The organism is Burkholderia sp. HI2500 (assembly GCF_002223055.1).
In the GTDB taxonomy this organism is placed as follows: domain Bacteria; phylum Pseudomonadota; class Gammaproteobacteria; order Burkholderiales; family Burkholderiaceae; genus Burkholderia.
Window position 1 is genome coordinate 3,037,124 of sequence record NZ_NKFL01000006.1, and the last position, 14,414, is coordinate 3,051,537.

The following is a 14,414-nucleotide window of genomic DNA, read 5'->3' on the forward strand; positions in this document are numbered from 1 at the left end:
CGGGGGCGACGTGGCAACCCGTCTGTCGATATCGGGCGAGCCGGCGGATCATGCTTGCCGGGGTGCATCGGCGGGCGGTGTGCCGTCGTGGAACAGCGCTTGCAGTTGCGTGCGCAGTTCGGCGCTGTCGGTGTGCTGGTGAACCTGGACCGCATGCTGCACGGCGGCTTCCAGCAGTTCGTTGTCGGAGTCGGCAGAAATCGCGACCGAGCAATTCATCGCGCTGGGAAACTCGCGGCAATCGATGTAGCGGCGAGACATGATGTTCTCCTTGCGGGAAAGGGCGCGGCCGGATAGGCGTGATCGGCCGCGCGGCGCGTTCGCGAGGCCGATGGAAAAAGTATAGGCGGCGCGGCGGGGATTCTCGCCTTCAGGTATACCGCACCCCGCGCACGGTGGCGATGGCGGTGCTTACGGCAGCGGCGCGAGCAGCCGCCGCGCCGCTTCGACGACCCGCTCGGACAACGACGCCATCGTCGGCGACTGCACGGTCCACGCGTGCCAGTACAGCGTGACGTCGGTCGGATGCGCGGGCGCGAGATCGACGAGCCCCTGCGTGTCGAGCGGTTCGCTGCCGATCAGCGGCTCCGGCACCATCGCGTAGCCGAGCCCGTGCCGCACCGCCGCGAAATGCGAATGGGTGCCCGGCACGTAGTGGCACGGGTACGCGCCGTCGGGCAACCCGAACTTCTCCTTCAGGAACGACGACTGCAGCGTATCGCGCCGCGAATACGCGACGACGGGCGCCTTGCGCGCGCTCGTGCGGTTCAGCCCGCGCGGAAACCAGCGCACCGCGAACGCGGCGGCCGCGAGCAGCCGGTAGCGCATCGTGCCGAGCGGCGTCGCGAGGCAGCCGCGCATCGGTTTCGGCTCGGTCGTCACGCAGCCCACCGCCATCCCGCTTTCGAGCAACGCGAACGTGTGGTCCTGATCTTCGACGATCAGCTCGAACAGGATGCGTTCGCCGGCGAGCACGGACGTCAGCGCCGGCAGAAACCACGTGCCGAGGCTGTCGGAATTGAGCGCGATCGTGACGGAGATCGGCGATTCGCGCTCGGTCGCGAGCGTGCTCTGCAGGTCGGCCTGCAGCAGCGCGACGCGGCGCAGGTGCTGCAGCACGCGCTGCCCGGCCACCGTCGGGCGGCACGGCCGCGTGCGCAGCACCAGCGGCGTGCCGAGGCTCGCTTCCAGCGCGCGGACCCGCTGCGTGACGGCGGACGCGGTCACGTGCAGGCGCACGGCGGCCTGCTCGAAGCTGCCCGTGTCGGCGACGGCCAGCAGCGCGGCGGCCTGCTTCGGATCGATCGTCATCGACATGTCGGTGGGATTCCTGTGAACGTAAGACGAGAACAGCCGGTAGTGTAAGTCAGTGCGTATCGGCGGCCGGGTGCGGCGCGAGGTTCTGCAGCCCCGCATTCATCGTCGGAATCGGCCACGATACGCAAGCACGCCGCGTGCTCGATACCGGTGGCGCGCGCATTTTGAACTAGGCTATATGAACGCGCGGACCCCGGCATGTGCCATGCCGGCCCTTCGCGCGCGGACGATCGCGCGTCGCGCGCAAGCCGCGGCGCGGGCGTCGTGACGATTCCCCTTTCACGGAGACGAACATGTCGATTCGACTAGGCGAGGACGCGCCCGATTTCACCGCGGAGACCACTGAGGGAACGATCCGCTTTCATGAATGGATCGGCGACCATTGGGCGATCCTGTTTTCCCATCCGAAGGATTTCACGCCGGTGTGCACGACCGAACTCGGCTACATGGCCGGACTCAAGCCGGAATTCGACAAGCGCAACACGAAGATCATCGGGCTGTCGATCGATCCGGTCAGCGATCACCGGAAGTGGGTGGCGGATATCGCCGAAACGCAGGGGCATGCAGTCAACTATCCGCTGATCGGCGATGACGAGCTGAAGGTCGCGAAGCTGTACGACATGATTCATCCGAATGCGAGCGGCGGCCCGCGCACGGCGGTCGACAACGCGACGGTGCGCTCGGTCTTCATCATCGGGCCGGACAAGAAGGTCAAGGCGATGCTCGTCTATCCGATGAGCGCGGGGCGCAACTTCGACGAGGTGCTGCGCCTGCTCGACGCGCTGCAGCTCAACGCAAAGCATACGGTGGCAACACCGGTGAACTGGAAGCCCGGCGACGATGTCATCATTCCGACGTCGGTATCGGACGATGCGGCGAAGCAGAAGTATCCGGATGGCTTCCGGACGCTGAAGCCGTACCTGCGCTACGTGACGCAGCCGCGTTGACGCACCGTGCCGGCCGGATGCCGGCGATGCCGGACCACGACGGGGCGGCCCGCGCGACAGCGACAGTCGCGGCGCGGGCCGGACGACAGCGTCACGTACGCATAAAACAAGCGTCAACCAGCGACGGAGCGACTTCGCGATGATCTTCCGGCAACTCTTCGACCCGCAATCGTCAACGTACACGTACCTGCTTGCCGACAGCGCGTCGCGCGAAGCGGTGCTGATCGATCCCGTGTTCGAGCAGGTGCGCCGCGACGCGGCGCTGCTCGACGAGCTCGGGCTGCGGCTCGTCGCGACCGTCGACACGCACGTGCATGCCGATCATGTGACGGGCGCGTGGCTGCTGAAGCAGCGCACGGGCAGCACGATCGCGATATCGGCCGCGAGCGGCGCGCAGGGCGCCGACCGCTACCTGAACGACGGCGACCGCTGCGCGTTCGGCGCGCGCTACCTGACCGTGCGCGCGACGCCCGGCCACACGAGCGGCTGCATCAGCCTCGTGCTCGACGACGAATCGATGGCGTTCACCGGCGATTGCCTGCTGATCCGCGGCACGGGCCGCACCGACTTCCAGCAGGGCGACCCGCGCGCGCTGTATCGCGCGGTGCACGGCCGGCTCTTCACGCTGCCGGCCGCGTGCCTGCTGTATCCGGCGCACGACTATCGCGGGCTCACGGTGACGAGCGTCGGCGAGGAGCGGCGCTTCAACCCGCGTCTCGGCGGCGACCTGAGCGAAGACGATTTCGCGGGCTACATGCGCAACCTCGGGCTCGCGCATCCGCGCCAGATCGACGTCGCGGTGCCGGCGAACCTGCAATGCGGCGTCGCCGCGAACGCGCCCGATGTACAGGCCGCGCCCGACTGGGCGCCGCTCGTCTATACGTTCGCCGGCTTCTGGGAAATCGATCCGCAATGGCTCGAGGATCATCTGCCGGCGGTGCAGGTCGTCGACGTGCGCGAGCCGGACGAATTCACCGGCCCGCTCGGCCACCTGCCCGGCGCGACGCCGATTCCGCTCGGCGAACTGGCCGCGCGCGCCGGCGAGATCGCGCGCGACCGGCCGGTCGTGACCGTGTGCCGCGCCGGGGGGCGATCCGCGCAGGCGACCGTCATTCTGCTGAAGGCCGGCTTCGACACGGTGGCGAATCTCGGTGGCGGGATGCTGCGCTGGCGTGCCGAAGGGCGCGTCGTGATGGACGGCCGGTCGTAACGCCCCGAGTCGCACGACAAAATAAATGCCGACTCGCTGTCGAAACGGGCGCGTGCCGTTCGTCGTCAAGGTATCCGATCATGTGGCGCCGCATCACGCGGCGCCGAAACCCTGAGAGACCGCACGATGATGCCGACGCTCTACGCCCATCCCTTTTCGTCCTACTGCCAGAAGGTGCTGACCGCGCTGTACGAGAACGGCACGCCGTTCGCGTATCGCGTGCTCGCGCACGACGATCCGAAGCCGATGCAGGAGCTGGCCGCGCTGTGGCCGCTGAAGCGCTTTCCGGTGCTCGTCGATGCCGGCCGCACGGTGATCGAGGCGTCGATCATCATCGAGTATCTCGGCCTGAACCATCCTGGCCCCGTGCGCCTGCTGCCCGACGATCCGCACGCGGCGCTCGAGGTGCGGACGATGGATCGCTTCTTCGACAACTACGTGTCGACGCCGCAGCAGAAGGTCGTGTTCGACGCGCTGCGGCCGGAGGCCGAGCGCGACGCGCGCGGGGTGGCCGATGCGCGCGCGATGCTGGAGACGTCGTACGCGTGGCTGGACAAGAAGATGGCCGATCGCGAATGGGCGGCCGGCGACCGCTTCAGCCTCGCCGACTGCGGCGCGGCGCCGTTCCTGTTCTACGCGGACTGGACGCATCGGATCGATCCGTCGTTCGCGAACGTGCTGGCGTATCGCCGGCGTCTGCTGGCGCGGCCGTCGTTCGCGCGCGCGGTCGACGAGGCGCGGCCGTTTCGCCCGTTCTTTCCGCTGGGTGCGCCTGATCGCGACTGATCGGCGCGGGCGATGCGCGGCGCGCCGCCACTGCGCATGGCCGGCAGCGCGTGCCGGGGCGGCGGAACGTAAGCAGCGGCAGCATCGCGGCGTCTCTCCGTCACATCGTGTGGGTGGCTGACTGCGCGAGCGTCAGCAGTTCGTCGAACTGCGTGATCAGCTCGAAGCACAGCAGGAACGCGAGCGTGTAGGCCGGCGCGGGGAAGCGCTTGATCATCGCGAGCACCTGCGGCGCGAAGCGCGAGCGGATTGCATCGCGCGTCAGCAGCCACGCGAGCGCGATGCCGATCGCGGCGCCCGCGATCAGGTCGGTCGGATAGTGAAAGCCGAGATACGCGCGCGGCACGCAGATGAACACGACCGCATACACCAGTGCCAATACGCCGACGCGGCGCGCGATGATGAAGATGCCGGTGGCGATCGCCATCCACAGCATCGCGTGATCGCTCGGAAACGAACTCCATGCCTGCAGCGTGGCCGCGCGGAGTCCCGCCGACGGAAAGTGCAGGTGCAGGTCGGCGTTGTAGATCGGCCGCACGCGGAACGGCAACACCTGCGCGAGCAGCCGGCCGAACGCGAGCGCGATGAGCCCGCTCGCGATCGTCGCGACGACCAGCTCGCGCTGCCGCTCGCGGTTCGGGCCGGGCTGGAACCACAGCCAGCACAGCACGGGAATGAGCACGAAGCCCTTGAACGTGTACAGGCCCGCGATCACGCGGATCGCGTGATTCATCAGCGGGCCGAACGTGATGTGGGTGAGGAAGGTCTGGATCGTGGTGTCGAAATCGTTCATGTTCTGTGCGACCCGGGCGGACGCTCAGCGCATGACATGCGGCCGGCAGGATCGAAAAGCGCGCTCGTACCGGAGCGCAACGGGGGGCAAGTATGTCACCCGATATTTCGAAGAAAATGCGAAAAAATACCGGGAATCCCCTGATAAAACGGGGCTGTGCGGTGGGGCCGGATGGGCGGGCGCCACGTGGCGGGGCGCATCGAATCGTCCGACGTTTTCGCATTGATGCACACGGCCATCGGAAAAATAATCGGTTGAACTGGACATTCGTTCGAGCGGGTGCGGACCTTGCGCCGCATGGGGGCTTTTCGTGCCGAATGCGCACGAATCGGCTGGACTGCGCAGCGTCATGCGTGCGCCGATCGAAAATAAAAGAAAAGGCGGACAAGCCCTGTGGGCCTGCCCGCGTTGTGCGTGCGATGCGGAATTTCAGTGGCGCCAGATCCGCACGGCGAGCGCGGCGAGTGACGTCACGACGGCCAGCCCGGTCACCGCATTCCAGCCCAGTTGCGCGAGCAACAAACTGCCGATCGCGGCGCCGGCTGCCATCCCGATGAACATGCCGACGAACAGCACCGCGTTGAGGCGGCTGCGCGACGCGGGGTCGATCCGGTAGACGATTGCCTGGTGCGCGATCAGCGTGGCCTGCACGCCGAGATCGAAGCCGATCGTCGCGACCGCGAGCAGCACGAGCTGGGCATGCGCCGACATCAACGGTGCGGCGGCCATCGACGCGAACGACACCGTCGCGATGCCGATGCCGATGCGCGTGACGCGCTCGGGGCCGTGATGGTCGGCCAGGCGCCCGGCAATCGGCGCGGCCAGCGCACCGGCCGCACCTGCGAGCCCGAACGCGCCCGCGGCCGCGCTGCCGAGGTGGAACGGCGCGCCGTGCAGCATCACCGCGAGCGTCGACCAGAACGCGCTGAACCCGATGGCCAGCAGCCCCTGCGCGAGCGCGGCGCGGCGCAGCGCCGGATGCTGGCGCCACAACTGGCCGAGCGACCCGATCAGTGCGCGATACGGCAGGCGCGTGGTCGGCTCGAAGTGCGGCAGCCCGCGCGCGGCCACGACGCCGATCACGGCGACGCTGACGGCCGCAAGCGCGAACATCGCGCGCCAGCCGGCCGTTTCGGCGACGAATCCGGCCACGACCCGCGACAGCAGGATGCCGAGCAGCAGCCCCGTCATCACCGTGCCGACGATGCGGCCGCGATGCGTGTCGTGCGCGAGCGTCGCGGCGGCCGGCACGACGTCCTGCGCCATCGTCGCCGCGAGGCCGATCGCGAAGCTCGCCGCGAGCAGCAGCCCGAGCGACGGCGCGATGGCGGCGAGCAGCAGCGCGACGACCAGCGTCGCGGCCTTGGTCACGATCACGCGGCGGCGGTCGAAACGGTCGCCGAGCGGCGCGAGCAGCAGGATGCCGAGCGCATAGCCGAGCTGCGTGAGCGTCGGCACGAAGCCGATCGCGCGTGCCGACGCGCCGAGATCGGGCCCGAGCGCGCCGAGCATCGGCTGCGCGTAGTAGAGCGGCGCGACCGCGAGGCCGGCGGCGGCCGCGAGCAGCAGCACGAGCCGGCGATCGGGCATCGAATGGGCGGCCGGCTGGGCCGGGGCGTGAGCGGCGCGGGGCGCGGCATCGAGACGGGACGGGGTGGACATGGCGTGCATCCTGGTTGCGATGAAGGAATGGACGCGAGTGTGGCGGCATGCGGCCGGCCACGGTAGTGCCGCCCTGCGCAGATTTGTTATACGCTCCACGAATGACCGAAAAATCCCCCTTCTCTCCCGCTGCTGGCGGGTCTCCGCGCATTCAGGCGGTGCCGGTGGACGGCGCCGGCTATCGTTTCGAGCTGATGGAAACCTTCGTGCGCATAGTCGAAGCCGGCAGCCTGTCGGCCGCGGCCGCGCAACTGCATACGACGCAGCCGACCATCAGCCGGCGGCTGCAGGCGCTCGAGCGCTCGCTCGGCATGCGGCTGCTGCAGCGGACCACGCACACGATGCGGCTGACCGTCGACGGCGAGCGCTGCTTCAAGCGCGCGAAGGAACTGCTGGCGAACTGGGCGGCGTTCGAGGCCGATCTGCGCGGTGCGCAAGAGGAGCCGGACGGGCTGTTGCGGGTCGCGGTGCCGCACGCGTTCGGCCAGGAGCGCTTCGTCGAGCCGCTCGCGCGGTTCCTGCGCGACTATCCGCGCGTGTCGGTCGAGTGGCTGCTGCAGGACGAGGTGCGGGATTTCGTCGGCAGCGGCATCGATTGCGCGATCCAGGTGGGCGAGCCGACCGATCCGGCCGTGGTCGCGATCCGGCTGTCGAAGGTGCCGCGCTTCGTGGTCGCCGCGCCGTCCGTGCTGAACGGCGCCGACGTGCCGGCCGACCCCGATGCGCTCGCCGAGTTGCCGTGGCTCGCGCTGCGCACGTACTACCGCACGGAGCTGGCGCTCACGCATTCGGTCACGGGCGAGACGCGACGCATTGCGATGCGCCCGCGCATCACGACCGCGAACCTGTACGCGCTGCGCAGTGCGGCGCTGCTGGGGGTGGGGGCGTGCGTCGGCTCGTCATGGATGCTGGCCGATCACCTCGCGCGCGGCGAGCTCGTGCACCTCGCGCCGGAGTGGCAGGCCGCGCCGCTGCCCGTCTACCTGACCTACCCGCATGCGCAGTTCTATCCGTCGCGGCTCGTGCGGTTCGCCGCGATGATGCGCGAGGCCGTGCCGGGGCTCGTCGAAGGGCGCGACAGCTGACCTCCGACGCGGGATGTGCCGCAAGCGGAGGGCGGCGGGCGGCCGCAGCGGCTTCAGCCGCGCCGGATCCCTTCGGGCAGCGCGCTGATGCGGCGCACCTCGGGCGAATCGAGCCACGCGCGCGACGTCGCGCAGTCGGCGAACATGTCGGTCGCATCCTCGCCCCAGAACAGGTCGCCGTCGAGTGCGAAGGTCGGCACGCCGAATACGCCGTGCGCGATCGCGTCGTCGGTGTTTGCGCGCAGTGCGTCCTTCACCGGCTGGGCGTCGACGGCCGTCACGCCTTCCGGAAAATCGACCGCTTCGCACAGCGCGGCGAAGCCCTCCGGCGTCGACACGTCCTGGCCGTCGCGCCAGATATGCCGGAAGATCCGCCGGATCGCGTCGGGAGAATTGCCCATCGCGATCGCGAGGCGCAGCGGCTTGATCGGATTGAACGGGTGCGCGGGCGGCATCCGGAACGCAATGCCGAGCTTGTCCGCGCGATATTGCGCGTGGCGATAGGTGAAGACGCGTTTCGCCGCGATCTCGGCCGGCGCTTTCTGGCCCCAGTGGGCGAGCAGTGCGCCGAGCACGATGGGCTTCGGCTCGAACGCGGCGGCGGCCGGCAACCGGTCGAATTGTTCCTGCTGCAGATAGGCGAACGGCGAAACGAAATCGAAATACCAGGTAGCGGTGCGCGCGGTGTTCATGGTGGCGACCCTCAAGCGTGTCCGGTTGGCGGTGGCTCGCGCGGCATGCCCGCAGGCGGCGCGCGATGCATGCATCGGCGGCCAGTGTCGCACGCGGCCGCCTTTTGCGCTGTTGCGTGGCCAGGCGCGCGCCGCCGCCGGTTACGACGCCGCGTCGCCGTGGTCCGCTGGCGATGCGAGCCGCGCGAGGCTGTCGCGCACGGCCGCTGCGTCGTAGCGTGCACCTGAGCCGCCGAGCGCGACGGTCGCCTTCTGCGCGAACGGCAACAGCATCGCGAGCGCCGCCGCCATGGCCGGTGCGTCGGCGAGCCGCGATTTCGGGCCCGATACGGTCAGCGCGCCGACGCACTCGCCGGCGGCGCCGAACACGGGCACGGATGCCGACGCCGTCTCCGGGTCGCGCTCGCCGTACGACGCGGCCCACAGCTGTTCGCGCACGTCGTGCCATTGCGCATCCTGCATGTCGGTGAACGCCAGCAGCACCTTCCCGGACGCACCCTGGCGCACCGGAAACTCCTCGCCGACCCGAATCGACACGCGCACCGCACGGGCGGGCTCGACCCGGTACAGCACCGAGCGCATGTCGCCCTGGCGCACGTAGAACGACGCCGTTTCGCCGAGTTCGCGGCTCAGCGTCTCGAGCAGCGGCTCGACCACCGGGCCGACCCGGAACGAACGCTGATACAGCGCGGCGAGCCGCAGCGGCTCGTGTCCGATCGCGTACTGGCCGTCGTCGAGCTTGCGCATGAAGCCGCCATGTTCGAGCGCCGTGAGCAGGCGCAGGATCGTGCTCTTGTACAGCCCGGTGCGACGCGACAGCTCCGCGAGCGACAGCCGGTCGTCGGTCTGCCCGAACGCACGGAGGATCGCGAACGCGCGATCGAGCACGGCGACGCCGCTGGACGCTTCTTCGGCCGACGAATCGGGCTCGCTGCCGGCGTGATCGGTTTGAGTCTTGGGCACTGCGTGCTTCCTTCTGAGGATGATCGATCGACTATATCGTTCTGTCTGACAGAACTCAAGTTCCAAAAAATCGCAATTTCACGGGTATACCCCGCTTACAGCCCATTCGACGCACGCATAGAGTTCTATCAAACAGAACGATGTTCTTTCAGACAGAACGATGGAGTGTCAAATGAGCGTTTCCGAATATCCGAAGGTGCTGGTCAGCGAGGTCGGGCCGCGCGACGGCCTGCAGAGCATCCAGGCCGTGATGCCGACGGCCGGCAAGCTGCGCTGGATCACCGCGCTGGCCGCGGCCGGCCTGCGCGAGATCGAGGTCGGGTCGTTCGTGCCGGCGAAGCTGTTGCCGCAGATGGCCGATGTGCGCGAAGTCGTCGCGCACGCGCTGGCGATTCCCGGGTTGCACGTCGCCGCGCTCGCGCCGAACCTGCGCGGCGCCGAGGGCGCATTCGAGGCCGGTGTGCACAAGCTGACGCTGCCGGTCTCGGTGACGGAAGCGCATTCGCTGGCGAACATCCGCAAGACGCCCGCGCAGATGATCGACGAGGTGCGTGCGATCGTCGCGCTGCGCAATGAGCGGTTTCCATCGGTGCAGATCGAGGCGGGCGTGTCGGTCGCGTTCGGCTGCACGATCGCGGGCGCGGTGAGCGACGACGAGACGATCGCGATGGCGGTGGCGATGGCCGAATGCGGCGTCGACGAGATCGGGCTGTCCGACACGAGCGGCTATGCGAATCCGGCGCAGGTGCGCCGGCTGTTCCTGCGCCTGCAGCGCGAAGTCGGCGACAAGGCCGGCGGCGCGCATTTCCACAACACGCGCGGGCAGGGGCTCGCGAACGTCGTCGCGGCGCTCGACGCGGGCGTGACGACGATCGACGCGAGCCAGGGCGGCCTCGGCGGCTGCCCGTATGCGCCGGGTGCGACCGGCAACATCGTCACCGAGGATCTCGTGTTCCTGCTCGAGGCGATGGGATTCGACACGGGTATCGACGTCGACGCGCTGCTCGCCGCGCGCGCGATCCTGCACGCGGCGCTGCCGGCCGAGGCGTTGTACGGCCATGTGCCGGACGCCGGGTTGCCGAAAGGCTTCCGTTACGCGGACGGCCGCGCTCCGAGCGCGGTGCAACCGGAAGGATGCCTGACGGGAGTCGTGCAATGAACGACCACCAACCGGCTTCGACGCTGCCGTACGCAGGCACGCGCGTGATCGAGATGACGCACATGGTGATGGGTCCGACCTGCGGGATGTTGCTCGCGGATCTCGGCGCGGAGGTCATCAAGATCGAACCGATCGCGGGCGACAGCACGCGCGCGCTGCGCGGTTCCGGCGCGGGCTTCTTCGGGATGTTCAACCGCAACAAGAAGAGCCTCGCCGTCGACGTGAAGGATCCGCGCGGGCTGGAGATCGTGCTGCGGCTCGTGGCGACCGCGGACGTGTTCAGCGAGAACTTCAAGAGTGGCACGATGGACCGGCTAGGTCTCGGCTATCCGGCGCTGCATTCGCTGAATCCGCGCCTCGTGTACGTGTCGCACAAGGGCTTCCTGCCGGGGCCGTACGAGCATCGCACCGCGCTCGACGAAGTGGTGCAGATGATGGGCGGCCTCGCATACATGACGGGCCCGGAAGGGCGGCCGCTGCGCGCGGGGGCGAGCGTGAACGACATCATGGGCGGCATGTTCGGCGCGATCGGCGCGATGGCCGCGCTCGCGCAGCGCGAACGCACCGGCCGCGGCCAGCAGGTGCAGAGTTCGCTGTTCGAGAACAACGTGTTCCTCGTCGCGCAGCACATGATGCAGTTCGCGGTGACCGGGCAGGCCGCCTCGCCGATGCCGAGCCGGATTTCCGCGTGGGCCGTCTACGACGTGTTTTCAGTTAAGGATGACGAACAGATCTTTCTCGCGGTCGTGTCGGACACGCAGTGGGCGCTGTTCTGCGATGCGTTCGGCCTGGCCGCGCTGAAGGACGATCCGCGCGTCGCGACCAACAACCTGCGCGTGCAGGCGCGCGAGTGGCTGCTGCCCGAGTTGCGTGCGCGGCTCGCGCCGCATTCGGCCGCGGAGATCGGCGCGATCTTCGAATCGAACGGCCTGCCGTACGCGCCGATCACGAAACCGCAGGACCTGTTCGACGATCCGCACCTGCTCGCCACGGGCGGCCTCGAGGCCGTGACGCTGCCGGCCGACGCGAGCAGCGCCGGGCGGCCGGTCGACACGCGCACCGCGCTGCTGCCGCTGACGCTTGGCGGCGAACGCCTGCGGCTGCGCGCGGCACCGCCCGCACTCGGCCAGGACACGCGCGCGCTGCTCGGCGAGCTCGGCTACACGCCGGACGAGGCGCGTGCGCTGATCGAAGCCGGCGTCGTCGCGGGGCAGCATGGCGCGGACGATGCGGCGCCGGGCGGCGCGCCGTCACCGAACGAGCTGGCGAGCGCGTAGCGCGGCCGCGATTCACCGAACGAACAAAGGCGTCCCGGCCGTGCCACGCACGGGCGCGGCCGCCCCATCCACGGAGACAACCATGACATCCGCTTCCCCGGCACTGGCCGACGATCGCGAGACCGACGCGTCGCTCGAGCAACGGGCCGTGCGCAAGGCCGCGTGGCGCTTCATTCCGCTGCTCGCGCTCGCGTACTTCTTCAACTACCTGGACCGCACGAGCGTCGGCTTCGCGGCGCTCACGATGAACCGCGATCTCGGCCTGACCGCGACGCAGTTCGGCTGGGGCGCGGGGATCATGTTCGCCGGCTACTGCTTGTTCGAGGTGCCGAGCAATCTCGCGCTGTACCGCTTCGGCGCGCGGCGCTGGCTTGCCCGCATCATGATCACGTGGGGGCTGATGGCGGCCGCGACCGCGCTTGCAACCGGGCCGACGAGTTTCTACGCGATCCGGCTGCTGCTCGGCATCGGCGAAGCCGGATTCTTTCCGGGCGTGATCTTCTTCCTCGCCGTGTGGTTTCCGGCGAGCTACCGCACGCGCGTGCTCGCGTGGTTCACCGTGTCGACGCCGCTGTCGTCGCTGATCGGCGGTCCGTTGTCGACGTGGCTGCTGCAACTCGACGGCGTGTTTGGGCTCGCCGGCTGGAAATGGATGTTCATCGTCGAAGGGCTGCCGGCGTGCGCGCTCGGTTTTCTCGTGCTGAAGCTGCTGTCCGACTCGCCGGCGCATGCCGCGTGGCTGTCCGACGACGAGCGGGCGGCGCTGCAGCGTGCGTTCGAGCGCGACGGCGCGGCCGCCGGCCGCAAGAAGCGCTTCGGCATCGCGCTGCGCGACGTGCGCGTGTACCTGCTCGCGCTGATTTCGTTCGGCTTCACGATGGGGTCCTACGGGATCGGCATCTGGCTGCCGCAGATGCTGAAGGCGCACGGCATGTCGACGATGCAGACGGGCTGGCTGTCCGCGGTGCCGTACTTCTTCGCGACCGTCGCACTGCTGTGGTGGGCGAAGCGCGTGGACCGGCGCGGCGGCCCGGTTGCGAACCTGGCGATCGGGTTGTTCATCGGCGCGGTGGCGCTTGGCGTGTCGACGCACTTCCAGACGCTCGGGCCGGCACTCGTCGGCATCACGCTCGCGCTGATCGGCACGATCGCCGGCCGCACGATCTTCTACACGCTGCCGTCGCGCTTCCTGTCCGGCCAGGCCGCGGCCGGCGGGCTCGCGCTGATCAACTCGATCGGCGCGCTCGGCGGCTTCGCGGGCCCTTATCTCGTCGGCTACCTGAAGGACAGCTTCGGCACCTTCACCGCCGGCATGCTGGGCCTCGCGATCGTGCTGGCGATCACGACGCTGCTCACGCTGTCGCTGGTTGCATTCGACCGGAGCGAATGACATGGACACGACGATGTCGATCAAGCGACGCCGGCTGCTCGGCGCGGCCGCCGCCTCGCTCGCGCTGCCCGCGTTCACCAAGGCGCGCGCGGCCACCCAGGAAGGAGTTTCACGCATGACGACGCAAAGCAACTATCTCGCGGTCCGCCCCGACTGGCTCGCGTCGGCGCTCGAACCCGCGCTCGAGCCCGACCTGCCGATCGTCGACGCGCATCATCACTTCTACGAACGGCCGGGCTGGATCTATATGCTCGACGACTATCTGCAGGATGCGCGCTCGGGCCACAACATCCAGGCGTCCGTCTACATGCAGGCGCAGACGCGCTATCGCGACTCGGGCCCGGCCGAACTGAAACCGGTGGGCGAGACGGCCTACGTCGCGGGCGTGACCGAGCCGCTGCAGCACGGCCCGGTGGCGGTCGCGAAAGGCATCGTCGGCCACGCGGACCTGCGCCTCGGCGAACGCGTGCGCGAGGTGCTCGAAGCGCATCTCGAAGCCGGTCGCGGGCGCTTCCGCGGGGTGCGTCACCTGACGACCTGGGACGCCGATCCGACGCTCGCCAATCCGCTGTCGGCGGTGCCGCGCGGGCTGCTGCTCGATCCCGCGTACCGCGCGGGCGTCGCCCAGCTCGCGCCGCTCGGGCTGTCGTATGACGCGTGGCTGTTCTTTCCGCAACTGCCCGAACTGTTCGAGCTGGCGAAGGCGAACCCCGATACGCGCGTCATCGTCAATCACTGCGGCGGTGTCGTGCGGATCGCCAGTTATGCCGACAAGCGGCCGGAGGTGTTCGAGCGCTGGTCGGCGTCGATGCGTACGCTCGCGCAACTGCCGAACGTGTACGTGAAGGTCGGCGGGCTCGGGATGCGCATCAACGGTTTCGATTTCGAGAAGGGCGAACGGCCGCCGTCTTCCGTGCAGCTCGCCGACACGTGGAAGCCGTGGATGATGACCTGCATCGACGCGTTCGGCCCCGGGCGCTGCATGTTCGAGAGCAATTTCCCGGTCGACAAGGGCTCGTATTCGTTCGTGAACGGCTGGAATGCGTTCAAGCGGCTGACCGCGCAGGCGAGCCCGGACGAGCGCGACGCGCTGTTCCGCGGCACGGTCACGCGCGCTTACCGGCTCGGCTGAC

The 14,414-nt window shown here is 69.0% G+C and carries 14 protein-coding genes; 8 read left to right on the forward strand and 6 right to left on the reverse strand.

All coding sequences use genetic code 11. The annotated features are described in order from the left end of the window. Nucleotides 1-48 precede the first annotated feature (48 nt). Together CFB45_RS31445 and CFB45_RS31450 are read right to left on the reverse strand one after the other, a co-directional pair. Complete coding sequence (locus CFB45_RS31445) at nucleotides 49-261, reverse strand: DUF1059 domain-containing protein (protein WP_089428888.1); 213 nt, start codon at nucleotides 259-261, stop codon at nucleotides 49-51. Between the two features lie 150 nt (nucleotides 262-411). Further along, on the reverse strand, nucleotides 412-1,317 hold the full coding sequence (locus CFB45_RS31450) for an HTH-type transcriptional regulator ArgP (protein WP_089428889.1): 906 nt from the start codon (nucleotides 1,315-1,317) through the stop codon (nucleotides 412-414). Nucleotides 1,318-1,610: 293 nt separating this feature from the next. On the opposite strand from CFB45_RS31450, the gene CFB45_RS31455 reads away from it, so the two are divergent. The 3 genes from CFB45_RS31455 (at nucleotide 1,611) to CFB45_RS31465 (ending at nucleotide 4,260) form a co-directional block, all read left to right on the forward strand. After that, a complete protein-coding gene (locus CFB45_RS31455; protein ID WP_089428890.1) occupies nucleotides 1,611-2,264 on the forward strand; it encodes a peroxiredoxin in 654 nt (217 codons plus the stop codon). A 139-nt stretch (nucleotides 2,265-2,403) separates the two neighbouring features. Further along, on the forward strand, nucleotides 2,404-3,474 hold the full coding sequence (locus tag CFB45_RS31460) for an MBL fold metallo-hydrolase (protein WP_089428891.1): 1,071 nt from the start codon (nucleotides 2,404-2,406) through the stop codon (nucleotides 3,472-3,474). A gap of 126 nt (nucleotides 3,475-3,600) precedes the next feature. Beyond that, a complete protein-coding gene (locus tag CFB45_RS31465) occupies nucleotides 3,601-4,260 on the forward strand; it encodes a glutathione S-transferase family protein (protein ID WP_089428892.1) in 660 nt (219 codons plus the stop codon). Nucleotides 4,261-4,360: 100 nt separating this feature from the next. Here CFB45_RS31465 and CFB45_RS31470 read toward each other — a convergent pair whose 3' ends face one another. Then, complete coding sequence (locus tag CFB45_RS31470) at nucleotides 4,361-5,053, reverse strand: phosphatase PAP2 family protein (RefSeq protein WP_089428893.1); 693 nt, start codon at nucleotides 5,051-5,053, stop codon at nucleotides 4,361-4,363. 429 nt (nucleotides 5,054-5,482) lie between these two features. Further along, a complete protein-coding gene (locus CFB45_RS31475) occupies nucleotides 5,483-6,715 on the reverse strand; it encodes an MFS transporter (protein WP_089429218.1) in 1,233 nt (410 codons plus the stop codon). A 101-nt stretch (nucleotides 6,716-6,816) separates the two neighbouring features. On the opposite strand from CFB45_RS31475, the gene CFB45_RS31480 reads away from it, so the two are divergent. Continuing rightward, the gene (locus CFB45_RS31480) at nucleotides 6,817-7,800 is read left to right on the forward strand and encodes a LysR family transcriptional regulator (RefSeq protein ID WP_089428894.1); all 984 of its coding nucleotides are present in this window, start codon (nucleotides 6,817-6,819) and stop codon (nucleotides 7,798-7,800) included. Nucleotides 7,801-7,853: 53 nt separating this feature from the next. On the opposite strand, the gene CFB45_RS31485 is transcribed toward CFB45_RS31480, so the two are convergent. Continuing rightward, nucleotides 7,854-8,492, reverse strand: a complete 639-nt coding sequence (locus tag CFB45_RS31485) for a 2-hydroxychromene-2-carboxylate isomerase (protein WP_089428895.1) — start codon at nucleotides 8,490-8,492, stop codon at nucleotides 7,854-7,856. Nucleotides 8,493-8,633: 141 nt separating this feature from the next. Further along, complete coding sequence (locus CFB45_RS31490) at nucleotides 8,634-9,455, reverse strand: IclR family transcriptional regulator (RefSeq protein ID WP_089428896.1); 822 nt, start codon at nucleotides 9,453-9,455, stop codon at nucleotides 8,634-8,636. Nucleotides 9,456-9,627: 172 nt separating this feature from the next. Here CFB45_RS31490 and CFB45_RS31495 point away from each other — a divergent pair, with 172 nt between their 5' ends. From CFB45_RS31495 to CFB45_RS31510, 4 genes are all read left to right on the forward strand, one after another. Beyond that, nucleotides 9,628-10,614, forward strand: a complete 987-nt coding sequence (locus CFB45_RS31495) for a hydroxymethylglutaryl-CoA lyase (RefSeq protein ID WP_089428897.1) — start codon at nucleotides 9,628-9,630, stop codon at nucleotides 10,612-10,614. Next, complete coding sequence (locus CFB45_RS31500; RefSeq protein ID WP_089428898.1) at nucleotides 10,611-11,891, forward strand: CaiB/BaiF CoA transferase family protein; 1,281 nt, start codon at nucleotides 10,611-10,613, stop codon at nucleotides 11,889-11,891. The genes CFB45_RS31495 and CFB45_RS31500 overlap by 4 nt, the downstream gene beginning before the upstream one ends. 82 nt (nucleotides 11,892-11,973) lie before the next feature. Then, nucleotides 11,974-13,281, forward strand: coding sequence for an MFS transporter (locus CFB45_RS31505; RefSeq protein WP_089428899.1), 1,308 nt, complete (start codon nucleotides 11,974-11,976; stop codon nucleotides 13,279-13,281). A 1-nt stretch (nucleotide 13,282) separates the two neighbouring features. Continuing rightward, a complete protein-coding gene (locus CFB45_RS31510) occupies nucleotides 13,283-14,413 on the forward strand; it encodes an amidohydrolase family protein (RefSeq protein ID WP_089428900.1) in 1,131 nt (376 codons plus the stop codon). Nucleotide 14,414: the final 1 nt, after the last annotated feature.

Excerpts from the sequence above, each read along its gene's own strand:
- CFB45_RS31445 (WP_089428888.1), bottom strand. The coding sequence starts at position 261 with ATGTCTCGCCGCTACATCGATTGCCGCGAGTTTCCCAGCGCGATGAAT.
- CFB45_RS31450 (WP_089428889.1), bottom strand. The coding sequence starts at position 1,317 with ATGTCGATGACGATCGATCCGAAGCAGGCCGCCGCGCTGCTGGCCGTC.
- CFB45_RS31455 (WP_089428890.1), top strand. The coding sequence starts at position 1,611 with ATGTCGATTCGACTAGGCGAGGACGCGCCCGATTTCACCGCGGAGACC.
- CFB45_RS31460 (WP_089428891.1), top strand. The coding sequence starts at position 2,404 with ATGATCTTCCGGCAACTCTTCGACCCGCAATCGTCAACGTACACGTAC.
- CFB45_RS31465 (WP_089428892.1), top strand. The coding sequence starts at position 3,601 with ATGATGCCGACGCTCTACGCCCATCCCTTTTCGTCCTACTGCCAGAAG.
- CFB45_RS31470 (WP_089428893.1), bottom strand. The coding sequence starts at position 5,053 with ATGAACGATTTCGACACCACGATCCAGACCTTCCTCACCCACATCACG.
- CFB45_RS31475 (WP_089429218.1), bottom strand. The coding sequence starts at position 6,715 with ATGTCCACCCCGTCCCGTCTCGATGCCGCGCCCCGCGCCGCTCACGCC.
- CFB45_RS31480 (WP_089428894.1), top strand. The coding sequence starts at position 6,817 with ATGACCGAAAAATCCCCCTTCTCTCCCGCTGCTGGCGGGTCTCCGCGC.
- CFB45_RS31485 (WP_089428895.1), bottom strand. The coding sequence starts at position 8,492 with ATGAACACCGCGCGCACCGCTACCTGGTATTTCGATTTCGTTTCGCCG.
- CFB45_RS31495 (WP_089428897.1), top strand. The coding sequence starts at position 9,628 with ATGAGCGTTTCCGAATATCCGAAGGTGCTGGTCAGCGAGGTCGGGCCG.
- CFB45_RS31500 (WP_089428898.1), top strand. The coding sequence starts at position 10,611 with ATGAACGACCACCAACCGGCTTCGACGCTGCCGTACGCAGGCACGCGC.
- CFB45_RS31505 (WP_089428899.1), top strand. The coding sequence starts at position 11,974 with ATGACATCCGCTTCCCCGGCACTGGCCGACGATCGCGAGACCGACGCG.
- CFB45_RS31510 (WP_089428900.1), top strand. The coding sequence starts at position 13,283 with ATGGACACGACGATGTCGATCAAGCGACGCCGGCTGCTCGGCGCGGCC.